This is a genomic window from Providencia lanzhouensis, from assembly GCF_050469745.1.
Taxonomy (GTDB): domain Bacteria; phylum Pseudomonadota; class Gammaproteobacteria; order Enterobacterales; family Enterobacteriaceae; genus Providencia; species Providencia lanzhouensis.
Window position 1 is genome coordinate 2,654,959 of the sequence record NZ_CP174123.1, and the last position, 15,516, is coordinate 2,670,474.

Genomic DNA, 15,516 nt, shown 5'->3' on the forward strand with positions numbered 1-15,516 from the left:
CCCCCTGAATCGGGGGTTTTAATTAACTTAATGTATTTCGAATTCTTGCATGATACACCTCTATTTTTTGAGGTGTCAGTATTTTTCGTTCATCATCCAACACAACACCACCTGCATCTGATGCAATACGTTGTGCCGCTTGGAGCATTAATTTAAAGTTCTGGCTAGCTTCACCATAAGACGGCACCATCATAAAGATAGAGACGCCCGGTGTGGTGAAATCAGACATAGCTTCTGGGTCAAATGATCCTGGTTTCACCATGTTTGCCAGACTAAATAATACTGGACCCGATCCCGCTGGATGAACGTGACGGTGGAAGATATTCATGGCACCGAACTGGAAGCCCGCTTGAAGAATACTTTGCAGTAATGCTTCACCTTCAAGAACCTGCCCGTGATGCGCTGCAACATGCAGTACCAGAACAATTTCTTTTTCACTTGCAACTGCCGCTTTTTCTACTGATGCACTTGGTGCTTCGTGCTCTACTTCACTATGAGGTTGAGCCACAGGTTGTACCGCTTCTTGATGAGCAGAGACTTGTGGTGCAGACTCTGGCTGTGCAGAAACATGGATTTTCGGCTCTGTATGAATGCGTACAGGTTCTGAAACATGCTCTTGTAAATCAGCTTCATCTGCCATATTAATCGTCAATTGCTCAGGGGCATGGCGATTATCAACATGTGGAGCAAACACAGGCTCAGAAGCTGTTGGTTTAACTGGCTTTGAAGCAGGCTGTGGTGAGTGCTCCGCAGTTAAATTAAACTCAGGCTCAGCGTCACGTTGAATTGTATGGGGTTGAGAGACAGGCTCAGCACGCGGCTCCTCTTTCACCATATAGATAGGCTGATCTTCAACAGCGGCTTTTTGTACCGGTTGATTTTCAGTAAACAGAGCAGAATCATCATATTCTGATGAACTTTCCTGCGTGTCATTCTTTCTACGTTTTACAGGTCTGTCGCGAAATAACTTAGAGCGCTCTTTACGGCTGGTCCATAAACCATGCAGTAATAAAGCGACAATGGCTATCGCACCTACGACCACTAATATTAGACGCAAATCCTGCATCGCTGCTATCTCTAGTTGATGAATAATGATGCCATCACGGCGGAAACTACCTTAAGATTATTTCTCAATTGCTCTAAGTGCAACCCTCAGAACGATTTTCTTACAAGAAAGAGAATATTCCGCCTTCGTTTGCTGCTTTTTTAAACAAAATTATCACTAGTCAGTGTAATTTCATACCTATATGATACATGCTCACCCGCAAAGGAGATAATAAGAAGTATGACCCAATCGACATTTTCGCCACAAAAAAATCACTCTGGTTTTTATTACTTTTCACAAGGGTGGCGACTAATCACTCGTCCTGGCATTAAGCGTTTTGTTATTTTACCCCTATTAGCAAACATTCTGCTGCTTGGTGGCGCTTTTTGGTGGTTATACAGCAAGCTTGGCGGATGGATTGAGCAGGTTATGAGCTACATCCCTAGCTGGCTACAATGGCTTGACTATCTGATTTGGCCTGTTGCCGTCATTTCTATCTTACTGATTTTCAGCTATTTCTTTAGCACGATTGCCAACATCATCGCGGCTCCGTTTAACGGCTGGCTATCAGAGCATTTAGAAGCTGAATTGACCGGTAAGCCTGCACCTGATACGGGAATGGCAGAATTGCTAAAAGATGTACCGCGCATGATTAAACGCGAATTTGTGCGAATTGCTTACTATTTGCCACGAGCCATCGTGTTATTGGTGCTGTTCTTTATTCCCGGTATTGGACAAACTGTTGCACCCGTTTTATGGTTCCTGTTCGGCGCTTGGATGATGTCTATTCAATATTGCGATTACCCATTTGATAACCATCGAGTTGGGTTTAACGACATGAAGCAAGCACTCTCAAAAGACCGAGTGAATAATGTTCAATTTGGTGGTGCCGTCAGCTTATTAATGATGATCCCAATTTTGAATTTAGTCATCATGCCGGTTGCAGTTTGTGGCGCAACCTTAATGTGGGTTGACCGTTATCGCGCTCGTTATGCTCGCTATTAGCCCTCATCAAAACTAACGCTTTCTAGGGATATGCAGGTACCTATCTGCATATCCTTCTCCACTGCTCCTACTCTCAAATTCGCCCGATATCAAACATTCCATCTTAGTTATAATAATGCAATTTTAAATAACCCATGGTTATATTCTAGCGTTAAATCATATTTGCAATAATCAGATGTTCGAGTATGTTGAATTCATATTCAATTTTGAAAACACACCTAATTCTTGGCTAACCGTTAATTTTAAGGATGTCCCATGAGCAAAATTTATGAAGATAATTCGTTGACCATTGGAAATACTCCATTAGTGCGTTTACAGCATTTTGGCAACGGTAATATTTTGGCAAAAGTGGAATCTCGTAACCCAAGCTTCAGCGTGAAATGCCGTGTGGGCGCGAACATGATTTGGGATGCAGAGAAAAAAGGCATCCTGACAAAAGATAAAGAACTGGTTGAGCCAACAAGCGGAAATACGGGGATTGCCCTCGCCTACGTGGCCGCGGCTCGTGGTTATAAACTAACGCTGACCATGCCAGAAACAATGAGCGTAGAACGCCGTAAACTTCTAAAAGCCCTTGGCGCTAATTTAATCCTGACTGAAGGCGCCAAAGGTATGAAAGGCGCTATTGCGAAAGCGGAAGAAATCGTCAACAGCAACCCAAGTAAGTATCTGCTATTACAGCAATTTAGTAACCCAGCCAACCCAGCCATTCACGAGAAAACGACCGGGCCTGAAATATGGAATGATACTGATGGCAACGTGGATGTCGTTGTTTCTGGTGTTGGAACTGGCGGGACTATCACAGGTATTGGACGCTATTTAAAGCAGACAAAAGGGAAAAAAGATGTGGTGATGGTTGCCGTTGAACCCGCAACTTCCCCAGTAATCACTCAAGCTCTTGCGGGTGAAGAAATTAAGCCGGGCCCCCATAAAATCCAAGGAATCGGTGCTGGTTTTATCCCTGGCAACTTAGACCTTTCTATTATTGATAAAGTCCTGCAAATTACTGATGACGAAGCAATTTCAACCGCTCGTGAGTTAATGGAAAAAGAAGGTATTCTGGCGGGTATTTCTTCGGGTGCTGCGATTGCGGCAGCCGCTAAACTTGCTGCACTACCAGAATATAAAGACAAAAATATTGTGGTCATTCTTCCGTCTTCAGGAGAGCGTTACTTATCCACCGCACTGTTTGCAGATATTAATGCCGAATAATGATTGTTAGGTTAACATTACGTTAAAAAAGCACCAATTAGGTGCTTTTTTTGTGGGTGAGATCATAGATTAGCACGGATTGGGATGATTTATTATCCGGCATTTAGTATTAAACATAGTAATTATTTCACACCTCGAAATTAATCATTTTTTAGTCACTCATCTATTGAATGGCAAAATACCCACTAAAAGCGTTGTGTGAAATTTAAGCTAAATAAATGATAATTTGGTTGATACCAAACAAAGTAGAAAACCAAATGAATCGTTGATAATCTAAATTATACGCATGCTCAGCATATTTCATCTACAATAGGCTGTGTCATCATAAAAATCTTAAAATCACTGAGGAAATATTATGTTCCAGCAAGAAGTTACTATTACAGCACCTAACGGTTTACATACTCGTCCTGCGGCTCAATTCGTTAAAGAAGCAAAAGCGTTCACTTCAGACATTACTCTGAGTTCAGGCGGCAAGTCAGCTAGCGCAAAAAGCCTGTTCAAACTACAAACATTAGGTTTAACCCAAGGCACCGTAGTCACCATTTCTGCTGAAGGTGAAGATGAGCAACAAGCAGTTGAATTTTTAGTTAAACTGATGGGCGAATTAGAATAACGTTTCACTTTGCCATCTTGTTTTAACGTAATAATTCCCTGTCCCTGAATAATTTATTCGGGGACACCTGCTTAATCACTTATATCTACTGTTGTCTCTGCAACATCAAATCTCCTATCAGTAGTAAGGTAATATTATGATTTCAGGAATTTTAGTATCCCCAGGTTTTGCTTTTGGTCAGGCTCTCATCCTCAAAGAAGATCCTATTGTTGTCAGCACCCGTAAAATCACTGACGAGCAAATTGATAAAGAGATCCAAAACTTCATTGATGGACGTAACAAATCAGCTGAGCAGCTTAGCCTTATCAAAGATAAAGCAGAAAAAAATCTTGGTGCGGAAAAAGCTGAGATTTTTGAAGGTCATATCATGCTGCTGGAAGATGAAGAATTAGAGCAAGAAATTATTTCTCTCATCAAAGGCGATAAAAAAACCGCGGATGCGGCGGTTTACTCAGTCATTGAAGACCAAGCTCAAGCATTAGAAGCATTAGATGACGAATATCTGAAAGAGCGTGCCGCTGACGTACGTGACATTGGTAAACGCCTGCTCAGAAATATTCTTAATATGCCGATTGTCGATTTAAGCGCAATCACCGAAGAAGTTATTTTAGTTGCCCCTGATTTGACTCCATCCGAAACTGCTCAGTTAAACTTAGACAAAGTATTAGGTTTTATCACTGACCTCGGTGGTCGTACTTCCCATACCTCTATCATGGCTCGTTCACTGGAAATTCCTGCGATTGTCGGTACCACCGATGCGACCAGCAAAGTGAAAAGCGGTGATTTTATTGTATTAGATGGCGTGAACAACACCATTTACCTCAATCCATCTGAAAGCGAAATTGATAAGCTGAAAGCCTTCAGAAATGAATACCTACAAGAAAAAGAAGATCTGGCGAAATTAAAAGATTTACCAGCAATGACCTTAGACGGTCATCAAGTTGAAGTCTGTGCAAACATCGGTACTGTGCGTGATGTCGCAGGTGCTGAGCGTAATGGCGCAGAAGGTGTAGGTCTATACCGCACTGAATTCTTATTCATGGACAGAGACGCTCTGCCAACAGAAGAAGAGCAATTCCAAGCGTATAAAGCTGTAGCAGAAGCCATGGGCAGCCAAGCAGTGATTGTACGTACAATGGATATTGGTGGTGATAAAGACTTACCTTACATGAACTTACCGAAGGAAGAGAACCCATTCCTTGGCTGGCGTGCAATTCGTATTTGTCTTGACCGCAAAGAAATTCTACACTCTCAATTAAGAGCTATTTTAAGGGCGTCTAAATTTGGTAAACTGCGTATCATGTTCCCGATGGTTATTTCTGTCGAAGAAGTTCGAGAACTGAAAGCAGAACTTGAGATGCTTAAAGAGCAGCTACGAAAAGAAGGCAAAGCCTTTGATGAAGCGATTGAAGTCGGTATTATGGTGGAAACGCCAGCTGCGGCAGTCATTGCACATCATTTGGCGAAGGAAGTTGATTTCTTTAGTATTGGGACGAATGATCTCACTCAATACACTTTAGCGGTTGACCGTGGTAATGAGCTGATTTCACACCTTTATAATCCGATGTCTCCAGCCGTCTTGAACTTGATTAAACAAGTGATTGACGCTTCTCACGCGGAAGGTAAATGGACGGGTATGTGTGGTGAATTAGCAGGTGATGAACGTGCGACCTTATTGCTGTTAGGCATGGGTCTGGACGAATTTAGTATGAGCGCAATCTCAATTCCTCGTATCAAAAAGCTTATTCGTAATGCGAATTTTGCAGATACTCAAGCGCTAGCGGAACAAGCACTTGCTCAACCAACAGCCGATGAATTGATGAAACTTGTCGATACCTTTATCCAAGAAAAAACGTTATGCTAACAGCAGCACATTAGTTCGGTCCCATATAAAACGATTAGGAGAAGGTCCATGGGTCTGTTTGACAAACTGAAATCACTAGTTTCGGAAGACAAAAGTAGCAGTGGCAATATTGAAATCATCGCGCCATTATCAGGCGAGATAGTCAATATTGAAGATGTACCAGACGTTGTGTTCGCAGAAAAAATTGTTGGTGACGGTATTGCTATCAAGCCTTCTGGCAACAAAATTGTGGCTCCGGTTGATGGTACAATCGGTAAAATTTTTGAAACTAACCATGCGTTTTCTATTGAATCTGATGATGGTATCGAACTGTTTGTTCACTTCGGTATTGATACTGTTGAACTCAAAGGCGAAGGCTTTAAACGTATCGCAGAAGAAGGTCAATCTGTGAAAAAAGGCGACGTTATCATTGAGTTTGACTTAGCCCTGTTAGAAGAAAAAGCAAAATCAGTTCTGACTCCAGTTGTTATTTCAAATATGGACGAGATCAAAGAGCTGAATAAATTAAGCGGTACCGTGACTGTGGGTGAAACAGTCATTATGCGTATTAAGAAATAATTGCGCTAAACCTTAAAAAGCAGCTTAATAACAAACCACCAGCGACATTTTTGCCCTGGTGGTTTTTTGTTGGGTTCTATTTTCTAGACGTTCTATCAACAAACGTTTATTTATCAAAAACACCTGTCGACAAATAGCGGTCACCACGATCACAAATAATCGCCACAATCACGGCATGAGGGTTCTCTTTTGCTACTCGTAACGCACCCGCTACCGCACCACCTGAACTTACACCACAAAAAATACCTTCACGTTTTGCTAAAGCGCGCATCGCGTCTTCAGCTTCTTGCTGATTAATATCGAGTACAGTATCCACTAATTCGCTGTCAAAAATCCCCGGTAAATATTCTGGAGACCAACGGCGAATCCCTGGGATTTGGCTCTTTTCAGCGGGTTGTAAGCCCACAATTTCCACATCTTGTGATTGGCTTTTTAAGTAACGACTCACGCCAGTGATGGTGCCTGTTGTCCCCATACTAGACACAAAATGGGTAATTCGCCCTGCTGTTTGTTGCCAGATCTCGGGTCCTGTAGTTTTAAAATGGGCTAAAGGATTATCAGGGTTATTAAATTGGTCTAAAACCTTCCCTTCGCCTCGCTTTGCCATCTCTTGAGCTAAGTCCCTCGCCCCTTCCATTCCTACTGTCGTACTCACTAAAATAAGTTCTGCATCATAAGCTTGCATAGACGCTTTACGCTCTTGGCTCATGTTATCCGGCATTAACAGCTTCAGTTTGTAACCTTTCACCGCAGCAATCATCGCTAAAGCGATCCCTGTATTGCCACTGGTGGCTTCAATAAGCGTATCTCCCGGTTTGATCTCCCCGCGTTTTTCGGCTTCGTTGATCATCGAAAATGCCGCTCTATCTTTTACTGAACCGGCAGGGTTATTTCCTTCAAGCTTTACCCAGATTTCAGCATCCAAACCTTCCGTTAGACGTTGCAAGCGAACCAACGGCGTATGACCAATAAACTGTTCCAACGTTGACACTGTGTTTTTCCTTATAATAATTTTTTATTGATTGATAATATAATTAACAATTAATTCTAAAATCAATCATCCCTTATTAATCTACGCGCTTTTAGCTAGAGAGGGGAAAAATAATGGCTCTTTACCCTGATAAATTTGTGTTTGTTGGCTGCCGAGGTAGTAATTTTCGCCCCTTGTAGGAACAGTACGCGCATCCTGCCATACCACGGACAAGGTTTCCTCACTCCAACCTAAAGGTTGCACCGTTAATTGCCAAAAATGGCCGCGAGGGCCCGATTCAATGATCCTTACTGGCAATTGGTGTTGTTCATCCCTTTCTTTCTGCAAACGAATATCCCAAGGGCGAATAAATACATCGACCTCCCCTTGCTGAGCACTAACCTGCGCGAGTGGGAAGGTAAAGTTCGCTATCTGCAACTGTGAACCGCGGATCTGTCCAGGGATTTTGTTAACCTCCCCCATGAATTCAAGCACAAAACGCGTTTCCGGTGATTGCCAAATTTCATTTGGAGTACCGACTTGTTCAATATGCCCTTGGCTCATCACGACTATGCGATCTGCAACTTCCATCGCTTCCTCTTGGTCATGAGTCACGAATACACTCGTGAATTTCAACTCTTCATGAAGCTGACGCAACCAACGACGTAATTCAATACGCACTTGCGCGTCTAGTGCACCAAACGGTTCGTCTAACAGCAAAATTTGCGGCTCTACCGCTAATGCTCTTGCCAATGCTACCCGCTGTTTTTGTCCACCAGAAAGCTGAGAAGGAAAACGCTCAGCCAAATGGGCTAATTGCACCATCTCAAGCAGCGCCATTGCTTTTTGCTTAATCGCTGCTTTTGAGGGTCGCTGTTTTCGAGGTAATACCGTCAAACCAAACGCCACATTCTCGAATACCGTCATGTGGCGAAATAGCGCATAATGCTGGAAAACGAAACCGACATGCCTATCTTTCGCATGGACTTGGCTTACATCTTGACCATGGAAACGTAACGAACCGTGGCTTTGTTGCTCTAGCCCCGCAATAATCCGCAACAAGGTGGTTTTCCCAGAGCCAGATGGCCCCAACAATGCCACCATTTCCCCTGAGCCGATATCCAATGAGATATTGTTCAGCACTGATGTTTTACCAAACAATTTACCAACATGATTAATTTCAATACTCATAATTAATGGACTCCTGACTCAGTTTGCTGCCGGCTTAAATGCCATTGCAAAGCACTTTTCACAATCAAGGTAATAATCGCTAATAACGCTAAAATAGCCGCAGCCGTGAACGCACCTACCGTATTGTAATCTTGATGAAGCAACTCAACTTGCAGAGGCAATGTGTAAGTTTCACCACGAATAGCGCCCGATACCACAGACACCGCACCAAATTCGCCAATGGCACGAGCATTGGTTAATACCACGCCATAAAGCAGCGCCCAGCGAATATTTGGCAGAGTGACTCGCCAAAACATTTTCCAACCTGACGCACCCAATAATGTTGCTGCTTCGTCCTCTTGGCTTCCCTGACTTAGCATCAATGGCACTAGCTCCCTGACGACAAATGGGCATGTCACAAAAATAGTCACTAACGCCATTCCCGGCCATGAAAACATCACCTGAATATCAAAGCCTTCTAACCAGCCACCAAACCAACTATTCGAACCGTAAAAGAGTAAATAGAGTAGCCCTGCCACGACCGGCGAAACCGCAAAAGGAATATCAACTAAGGTCAATAACAACTGGCGCCCTGGAAACTGAAAACGCGTCACCAACCACGCCAACATCACGCCAAAAACCAAGTTAACAGGCACTGTGATCAACGCGATAAGAATCGTTAACCCGATGGCATGGAGCATGTCTGGGTTGCTTAAGTTGACGAGTACTTCACCTAATCCCTTCTCAAATGCCGTGATAAAAATCCAGATAATTGGCACCACCAGCAGCAATACCGAGAAAAATAGCCCAATTCCAATGAGTGCCCATTTTCTCCAGTTGATATTTCTGCGTTGAGTGACTGGAAATGGTGTGACTTGTCCCATTAATGCCCTCCTAAGCGTTTACCAAAGCGGCTTTGGATTACATTCACCGTGAATAAAAGAAGCAGTGATACCGCTAAAATTACCGAGGCAATCGCACTAGCGGCAGGGTAATCAAACTGCTGCAATTGGCTGAAAATCATTAAGGAGACCACCTCCGTTTGCCACGCAATGTTTCCGGCGATAAAAATAATCGCCCCAAATTCACCAAGGCTGCGTGTAAAAGATAAAACGGTTCCCGCTATTAGTGCAGGAGAAACTTCAGGTAATACAACACGGCGGAACGTTTGCCAGCGTGTTGCACCTAGCGTTTGTGCAGCTTCTTCGTATTCAGGCCCTAACTCTTCCAGTACAGGCTGAACCGTTCTGACCACAAAAGGAATGCTGGTAAAAGCCATCGCGACGGCGATACCTAACCAAGTATTTACCACTTTGATATCGAACTGATGCAGATACTGTCCATACCAGCCCGATGTGGCAAATAAGGTCGCAAGAGTCAGCCCAGCGACCGCAGTAGGAAGCGCGAAAGGTAAATCCACCAATCCATCTAGGAACAAGCGACCAGGAAAGCGATAACGCGTTAAAATCCATGCCAGCAACATGCCAAAAACCGCATTAAATAGGCTTGCGACCAGAGCCGCCAATAAAGTTACTTTATAAGCAGCAACCACTTGAGGGTAACTGATCACAGCCCAATACTGCTGCCATGTCATATCGGAAAGCTGCACCACGAGAGCGCTTAAAGGCAATAACAAAATCAAACAAACGAAAAACAAGCTACTACCTAACGTCAGTCCGAAACCGGGTAAAAACCGCTTTCCTGATTTACGCATTAACGACGACCTTGTTCCATAAGTTGATCAAATTCCCCTCCCGTCGAAAAGTGGTCATTCATCACATTGTTCCAATTGCCAAATTGTGATTCCACCGTAAACAGCTGAGTTGACGGGAATTTGCTTTTATTCGCTTCCATCACCTGTTTGTCATTCACGCGGTAATTAAAGCGAGTAATAATATTTTGTGCCTCGGGGGTGTAGAGGTAATTTAAGTAAGCTTTTGCCGCTTTTTCTGTGCCATTTTTTTGCACATTTTTGTCAATCCACGCGACTGGGAATTCCGCCAAAATATCGACCGGAGGCACAATCACTTCGTAGTCGGATTCGCCATATTGGCTACGAATGTTATTCACTTCAGACTCAAAGCTAATTAAAACATCCCCTAACCCTCGCTCGATGAATGAGGTTGTTGCACCACGACCGCCCGTATCAAACACTTCAACGTTTTTCAGGAATTGCTGCATTTTTTCGCGTGTTTTAGGGCTATCTTTACCATTTTCTTGGTTAAATGCTCCCCATGCCGCAAGGTAGGTATAGCGACCATTTCCCGACGTTTTGGGGTTTGGAAATACCAGTTTCACGTCACTGCGTGCAAGGTCGTCCCACGTTTTAATGCCTTTCGGATTGCCCTTACGAACTAAAAACGCCATTGTCGAATAATAAGGGGAGCTATTATTCGGTAAACGCGCTTGCCAATCTGCCGGGATTAATTGCCCTTTATCGTGGAGAATTTGCACATCAGTCACTTGGTTAAACGTCACCACATCCGCTTTTAGCCCTTGCAAAATGGCCAACGCTTGCTTCGATGAGCCCGCGTGAGACTGCTTGATTGTCAGTGGATCATTAGGGTTTTCCTGCGCCCACTGCTTTTCAAATTCAGGGTTTAACGCCGCAAATAGCTCTCTTGAAATATCATAGGAACTATTCAGTAATTCAGCCGCCGTCAGGGATGCGCTACTCATTAACGAAAACATCGCCAAACTCGCTAAGCCTGTATTTTTAAAAATTGATTTTTTCATATGATCCCTACTCGTGACTAAACCCAAACATAATCTAAAAAACAATGTATATGTTTTGGTTATAACTTTGTAGTTATCAATCATCTTTTGATATATCAAGTTGGAATAACAAAGAGGTTATAGCAATAAGCCATAAAATTCAGAGGAAATTTAAGACGTTAATGTAATGAGGAAGGTTCATTTAAGCCTAGAATAAAACGTTAAGAATAAACATGCATACTTGCCAAACCTAATTATAGTGTGTATCGTGTGTATATCAGTTGGCGAGATGGAGGGATCTTAAAAAGTTCGGAGCTGATAAATATGTTAGAAAATAATGGATGGAAATTAGAGCGAGTTAAAGGGAGTCATCACCAATTTTCTCATCCAGACTTTTCAATTGTTATCACAATCCCGCATCCTCGAAAGGATTTAAAGATAGGTACACTTAATCAAATCCTTAAAGCGGCTAAACTGAAACATTAATTAAAGACGCGCTCTTTTAACACGCTCCGAGCGCTATCTTTATGGAGACAAAACATGCTATACCCAGCCTTTATTGAAATTGATCATGATGGTAGTGCGAGTGGTTGGTTTCCAGATATTGAAGGTTGTACTTTTGCTGGCGACAATATTGAAAATGCTTACACTGATGCAAAATCAGCACTCGATGCCCACTTTGAATTATTAAGTGAAAAGGGGTTTGAAATTCCTGAGCCAAAATCTCAGCAAGAGCATCTAAATCGTACAAAAGATGAATATCAAAATGGTCTTTGGTTATTCGTTGATATCGACATGGATAAATATGATGGACGTGCAGAAAGGATTAATATTACGCTACCTCATCGCTTACTGCATCGTATTGATACGCTAGTTAAAGCCAATCCCGAGTATGGAAGCCGTAGTGGATTCATTGCTGCCGCAGCACGTAAAGAACTCCAAAAAACCGATCAGTAAACACTTTCAAGCTGCCGCTATCTGCGACAGCTTGAATTGTCTCGATAAGATTATAGGGATAATAATCTTTCAATTGATGGCGCGTAGTAATAGCTACCAGAAACGGCTTTCGTCATACGCAGCAGATCATCATATTTACCATCAGTTTCACCAAACATGCTCAGCAATTGTTGTTCAATATTATGGATGGTTGCGCAGTAGGCAATAAAGAATAAACCATGTTTACCGCTTGCTGTGCCGTATGGCAGGCTATGGCGCATCACAGAAAGCTCTTCGCCCTCTTCTTCAATCACTACGCGAGAAACGTGAGATGTTTTATTACGTGCATCTTCGTCTAATTCAACGCTATCGTGTTTAGTACGACCAATCATTTTCTCTTGTTCATGCTCAGAGAAACGAGACCATTTTTTCAGGTCATGCTCATAGCGTTGTACCATGACATAGCTACCACCAATGTCATCGCCTTGATTAATCAACGTCACTTCAGCAATTTCTTCGCCTTGAGGGTTTTCTGTACCATCAATGAAACCGCTTAAATCTCTATCTTCAACCCAACGGAAACCATGAATTTCTTCAACCACTTCAATGGATGAACCAAATGCTTTTAGCGCGGCTTGCGCCAGAGAAAAGTTAATATCATGACGTAATGATTGAATATGAATAAACATATCGCGCTGAGTCGCAGGCGCTAGTCCTTTGCCGAGCGTGCGAAATGGCTTTAATTCTGGTGAAACAGCTGAGTGTCCGAGCTGCTTCCAAACATCTGAACCAAATGCAATCACTGCACCAAGACGATCATCAGGGAATTTTGCTTGTAGTTTGGTTAATTCATCAACAAAAATCTTGCACCCTGATTTCACCTCTTCGAGCGACCCGGTCACCATGGCTTCAATAAAAATACCAAAACGACTATGTTCCTTCAAAATACCACTTTGGGAATGAGACATGCATAAACCCCTTAGAATGAATAAATTACACAAACCTATACTTTAAATTAGTTTATCGCATTAATAATGATTTTCACCTTGTTTTAACGCAAGAGTTGGCCAGTCTAGGAAATATTAGAAGGGTCTGACGAGAGAAAAGAATAAATAGCAATATTATCAGTAGATTAGAACCGTAAGTTATTGCCTATTAAATCGAATAACTTACGGCCTTTTGTCCAAAATTTTAGCTAAGTAACTTATTTATGCCAAATAATTTGCGACACTTTCCATGTTTTCAACACTTCATCGGCCGGCATTAAATTCTCAGGACCTTGCCATTTTCCGCTGAATTTATAAACCACTTTGCTACTTTGCGGTGCAACACACAGTACCGTCGGTACATTATCAACCGCTTCCCCTAAGGAACATGATCCGTAGGCCTTCTGGTAAATGTCGCTAAACTCAGTACCAATTTGGGTATCCCATTCAGTGAGCATATCAGGATCATTCACGACAATACGAGATACGGTGCCTTTTTCAGGACCAAAGACTTCGACTTCAACGTCTAAATCTTTCATAGCTTGAAACACCGAAACCATTTCTCCATTTTCAAGCTGCATGCCACCACGTATGGCATAGCGGTCATCAAGTTGATTATTAATCACATCACGTTCCATTGGGGTCAGACTTGTGATTGCCCCCACGCCCGCTTCTGAAATCATTAGAGGGCTATGAAACCATGTGGATGGTGAAAATAGGCTTTTACCAGCACAACCCGATAGCATCACCGCGCCACCAAGTAGAGAAACTTTAAATAGGGTTACGAATACGTTTTGGGACATATCATCCTCTTTAGCGGGTCATATAATGCATACTGAGACCGTCCATTTCATAAAAGATTCACGCTGTTTAGCCAAACCTTCAAGAAAATAATCACCAGCAGTTTAGAAATCCACTTCGTGAGTCAATCTTTTTGAATAGATCAAACGCTCAGCTTGCTCTTCTTCATACAACATTTTTTCAAACATGCAGATTGCCGAATCAGACTCTTCGTTGACCAACAATTCGATTCTGCCACAACCACGGGCAATCAATTTTTTCTCTAAACGACTCACTAACGCATTAGCAATACCGCGCCCGCGAAATTCAGGATGTACAGCTAAATACACAGCGGTACCACGAATTCCATCGTAGCCCCCCATAATGGTTCCGACCACTTCACCCGATACCTCGGCGACAAGGAAAAGATCGGCACCGCACTGTAGTTTACGCTCAATATCTAATTCAGGATCACCTGAAATTTCATTCAATTGACAGCGTTCCCACAGCGTAAGCACCTCTTCATAATCATTTTGGCGAAATATGCGTATTTCCATCATCTTGTCCGTTTGAGCTAAACTGTCTGCCATTATCACTGCTTTTGATACACAATCAATAATCAATATGCCTTTTTTACCTCAACGGGGTATACTTTACCCAATTTATTTCTCCCGACGGTTCTATTAAAAAACAATGAATTACCCAGATATTGAACGCATAAAAGCCTATTTGCAAAGCTTGCAAGATACCATCTGCCAAAAAATCACAGAATTAGATGGTAAAGAAACCTTCCTTGAACAAACTTGGGAACGTGCTGAAGGCGGTGGTGGACGCAGCCGAGTTTTAACCCACGGCGCACTTTTTGAACAAGCTGGCGTGAATTTCTCACATATCAAAGGTGAAAAAATGCCTGCTTCAGCGACAGCACATCGCCCGGAGTTAGCAGGACGTAGCTACCAAGCCATGGGCGTTTCATTAGTTATCCACCCTCTCAACCCTTATGTACCGACCACACATGCCAATGTGCGCTTTTTCATTGCTGAAAAAGAAGGTGCCGACCCCGTGTGGTGGTTTGGTGGTGGTTTCGATTTGACCCCCTATTATGGATTTGAAGAGGATGCTGTCCATTGGCATACCGTCGCTAATGAACTTTGTACGCCTTACGGAACGGAGGTTTACCCTAAATACAAGCAGTGGTGTGATGACTATTTCTTCTTAAAACATCGCAATGAGCCTCGTGGCATCGGCGGATTATTTTACGATGACCTTAACCAATGGGACTCTGAGTCTTGTTTTGCATTCACGCAAGATGTCGGCAATGGCTTTTTACAAGCTTATGTACCCATTGTCGAAAAACGTCGAGAAATCCCATGGGGTGAGCGTGAACGCCAATTCCAACTTTATCGTCGCGGACGCTATGTAGAATTTAACCTTGTTTGGGATAGAGGCACACTCTTTGGCTTGCAAAGTGGCGGGCGCACAGAGTCCATTTTGATGTCTATGCCGCCATTAGTACGTTGGGAATATGACTACCATCCAGAAGCCGGTAGCCCAGAAGCTAAGCTGTATACCGACTTTTTGATCACTGGTAAAGATTGGCTCACACACAATAAATAGTACAAACTTCTGTAATTAATCAGATTTCTATCTGCTAGTTTTGAT

General features: G+C 42.8%; 17 protein-coding genes. 8 read left to right on the top strand and 9 right to left on the bottom strand.

All coding sequences use genetic code 11. The features are described from left to right. Positions 1-22 precede the first annotated feature (22 nt). A complete protein-coding gene (gene zipA / locus ACIH2S_RS12585) occupies positions 23-1,066 on the bottom strand; it encodes a cell division protein ZipA (RefSeq protein WP_108478549.1) in 1,044 nt (347 codons plus the stop codon). A gap of 219 nt (positions 1,067-1,285) precedes the next feature. Here zipA and cysZ point away from each other — a divergent pair, with 219 nt between their 5' ends. From cysZ to crr, 5 genes are all read left to right on the top strand, one after another. Further along, positions 1,286-2,050 carry a sulfate transporter CysZ gene (gene cysZ, locus ACIH2S_RS12590; RefSeq protein WP_036949537.1) on the top strand — a complete coding sequence of 255 codons (765 nt, stop codon included), beginning with the start codon at positions 1,286-1,288 and terminating at the stop codon, positions 2,048-2,050. 255 nt (positions 2,051-2,305) lie between these two features. Further along, entirely contained in the window at positions 2,306-3,262 is a 957-nt protein-coding gene (cysK, locus tag ACIH2S_RS12595) for a cysteine synthase A (RefSeq protein ID WP_036949535.1), read from the top strand. A gap of 355 nt (positions 3,263-3,617) precedes the next feature. Continuing rightward, a complete protein-coding gene (gene ptsH, locus ACIH2S_RS12600; protein ID WP_006658608.1) occupies positions 3,618-3,875 on the top strand; it encodes a phosphocarrier protein Hpr in 258 nt (85 codons plus the stop codon). A gap of 136 nt (positions 3,876-4,011) precedes the next feature. Continuing rightward, on the top strand, positions 4,012-5,739 hold the full coding sequence (ptsI, locus tag ACIH2S_RS12605) for a phosphoenolpyruvate-protein phosphotransferase PtsI (RefSeq protein ID WP_430247517.1): 1,728 nt from the start codon (positions 4,012-4,014) through the stop codon (positions 5,737-5,739). Between the two features lie 48 nt (positions 5,740-5,787). Next, entirely contained in the window at positions 5,788-6,297 is a 510-nt protein-coding gene (gene crr / locus ACIH2S_RS12610; protein ID WP_430247519.1) for a PTS glucose transporter subunit IIA, read from the top strand. Positions 6,298-6,403: 106 nt separating this feature from the next. On the opposite strand, the gene cysM is transcribed toward crr, so the two are convergent. The 5 genes from cysM to ACIH2S_RS12635 form a co-directional block, all read right to left on the bottom strand. After that, complete coding sequence (gene cysM / locus ACIH2S_RS12615) at positions 6,404-7,288, bottom strand: cysteine synthase CysM (RefSeq protein WP_430247520.1); 885 nt, start codon at positions 7,286-7,288, stop codon at positions 6,404-6,406. Between the two features lie 81 nt (positions 7,289-7,369). Further along, a complete protein-coding gene (cysA, locus tag ACIH2S_RS12620) occupies positions 7,370-8,458 on the bottom strand; it encodes a sulfate/thiosulfate ABC transporter ATP-binding protein CysA (protein ID WP_036949529.1) in 1,089 nt (362 codons plus the stop codon). A 2-nt stretch (positions 8,459-8,460) separates the two neighbouring features. Beyond that, positions 8,461-9,321 (bottom strand): sulfate/thiosulfate ABC transporter permease CysW, encoded by an 861-nt coding sequence (cysW, locus tag ACIH2S_RS12625; protein ID WP_430247521.1) that lies wholly within the window; start codon positions 9,319-9,321, stop codon positions 8,461-8,463. Beyond that, complete coding sequence (cysT, locus tag ACIH2S_RS12630) at positions 9,321-10,151, bottom strand: sulfate/thiosulfate ABC transporter permease CysT (RefSeq protein ID WP_036949525.1); 831 nt, start codon at positions 10,149-10,151, stop codon at positions 9,321-9,323. Before cysT ends, cysW begins: the two co-directional genes overlap by 1 nt. After that, a complete protein-coding gene (locus ACIH2S_RS12635; protein ID WP_036949523.1) occupies positions 10,151-11,173 on the bottom strand; it encodes a sulfate ABC transporter substrate-binding protein in 1,023 nt (340 codons plus the stop codon). Before ACIH2S_RS12635 ends, cysT begins: the two co-directional genes overlap by 1 nt. 303 nt (positions 11,174-11,476) lie before the next feature. On the opposite strand from ACIH2S_RS12635, the gene ACIH2S_RS12640 reads away from it, so the two are divergent. Next, on the top strand, positions 11,477-11,638 hold the full coding sequence (locus ACIH2S_RS12640) for a type II toxin-antitoxin system HicA family toxin (protein WP_108478547.1): 162 nt from the start codon (positions 11,477-11,479) through the stop codon (positions 11,636-11,638). Positions 11,639-11,692: 54 nt separating this feature from the next. Then, a complete protein-coding gene (locus ACIH2S_RS12645; RefSeq protein WP_036949521.1) occupies positions 11,693-12,109 on the top strand; it encodes a type II toxin-antitoxin system HicB family antitoxin in 417 nt (138 codons plus the stop codon). Between the two features lie 50 nt (positions 12,110-12,159). On the opposite strand, the gene ACIH2S_RS12650 is transcribed toward ACIH2S_RS12645, so the two are convergent. The 3 genes from ACIH2S_RS12650 to ACIH2S_RS12660 all read right to left on the bottom strand — a co-directional run bounded on the left by ACIH2S_RS12650 (position 12,160) and on the right by ACIH2S_RS12660 (position 14,411). Continuing rightward, complete coding sequence (locus ACIH2S_RS12650) at positions 12,160-13,056, bottom strand: Dyp-type peroxidase (protein ID WP_036949519.1); 897 nt, start codon at positions 13,054-13,056, stop codon at positions 12,160-12,162. Between the two features lie 236 nt (positions 13,057-13,292). Continuing rightward, complete coding sequence (locus tag ACIH2S_RS12655) at positions 13,293-13,877, bottom strand: RpoE-regulated lipoprotein (RefSeq protein ID WP_108478546.1); 585 nt, start codon at positions 13,875-13,877, stop codon at positions 13,293-13,295. A 102-nt stretch (positions 13,878-13,979) separates the two neighbouring features. Then, positions 13,980-14,411: a GNAT family acetyltransferase gene (locus ACIH2S_RS12660; RefSeq protein WP_036949558.1), complete on the bottom strand. Its 432-nt coding sequence runs from the start codon at positions 14,409-14,411 to the stop codon at positions 13,980-13,982. Between the two features lie 136 nt (positions 14,412-14,547). Between ACIH2S_RS12660 and hemF the strand changes: the two genes are divergently transcribed. Then, complete coding sequence (gene hemF / locus ACIH2S_RS12665) at positions 14,548-15,471, top strand: oxygen-dependent coproporphyrinogen oxidase (RefSeq protein ID WP_108478545.1); 924 nt, start codon at positions 14,548-14,550, stop codon at positions 15,469-15,471. Positions 15,472-15,516: the final 45 nt, after the last annotated feature.

What these genes read in the sequence shown, in the direction of transcription:
- cysT (WP_036949525.1), bottom strand. Translation starts at nt 10,151, where the DNA reads ATGCGTAAATCAGGAAAGCGGTTTTTACCCGGTTTCGGACTGACGTTA.
- cysK (WP_036949535.1), top strand. Translation starts at nt 2,306, where the DNA reads ATGAGCAAAATTTATGAAGATAATTCGTTGACCATTGGAAATACTCCA.
- ptsH (WP_006658608.1), top strand. Translation starts at nt 3,618, where the DNA reads ATGTTCCAGCAAGAAGTTACTATTACAGCACCTAACGGTTTACATACT.
- ACIH2S_RS12640 (WP_108478547.1), top strand. Translation starts at nt 11,477, where the DNA reads ATGTTAGAAAATAATGGATGGAAATTAGAGCGAGTTAAAGGGAGTCAT.
- ACIH2S_RS12645 (WP_036949521.1), top strand. Translation starts at nt 11,693, where the DNA reads ATGCTATACCCAGCCTTTATTGAAATTGATCATGATGGTAGTGCGAGT.
- cysW (WP_430247521.1), bottom strand. Translation starts at nt 9,321, where the DNA reads ATGGGACAAGTCACACCATTTCCAGTCACTCAACGCAGAAATATCAAC.
- cysA (WP_036949529.1), bottom strand. Translation starts at nt 8,458, where the DNA reads ATGAGTATTGAAATTAATCATGTTGGTAAATTGTTTGGTAAAACATCA.
- ptsI (WP_430247517.1), top strand. Translation starts at nt 4,012, where the DNA reads ATGATTTCAGGAATTTTAGTATCCCCAGGTTTTGCTTTTGGTCAGGCT.
- zipA (WP_108478549.1), bottom strand. Translation starts at nt 1,066, where the DNA reads ATGCAGGATTTGCGTCTAATATTAGTGGTCGTAGGTGCGATAGCCATT.
- ACIH2S_RS12650 (WP_036949519.1), bottom strand. Translation starts at nt 13,056, where the DNA reads ATGTCTCATTCCCAAAGTGGTATTTTGAAGGAACATAGTCGTTTTGGT.
- ACIH2S_RS12655 (WP_108478546.1), bottom strand. Translation starts at nt 13,877, where the DNA reads ATGTCCCAAAACGTATTCGTAACCCTATTTAAAGTTTCTCTACTTGGT.
- hemF (WP_108478545.1), top strand. Translation starts at nt 14,548, where the DNA reads ATGAATTACCCAGATATTGAACGCATAAAAGCCTATTTGCAAAGCTTG.
- cysZ (WP_036949537.1), top strand. Translation starts at nt 1,286, where the DNA reads ATGACCCAATCGACATTTTCGCCACAAAAAAATCACTCTGGTTTTTAT.
- crr (WP_430247519.1), top strand. Translation starts at nt 5,788, where the DNA reads ATGGGTCTGTTTGACAAACTGAAATCACTAGTTTCGGAAGACAAAAGT.
- ACIH2S_RS12660 (WP_036949558.1), bottom strand. Translation starts at nt 14,411, where the DNA reads ATGGAAATACGCATATTTCGCCAAAATGATTATGAAGAGGTGCTTACG.
- ACIH2S_RS12635 (WP_036949523.1), bottom strand. Translation starts at nt 11,173, where the DNA reads ATGAAAAAATCAATTTTTAAAAATACAGGCTTAGCGAGTTTGGCGATG.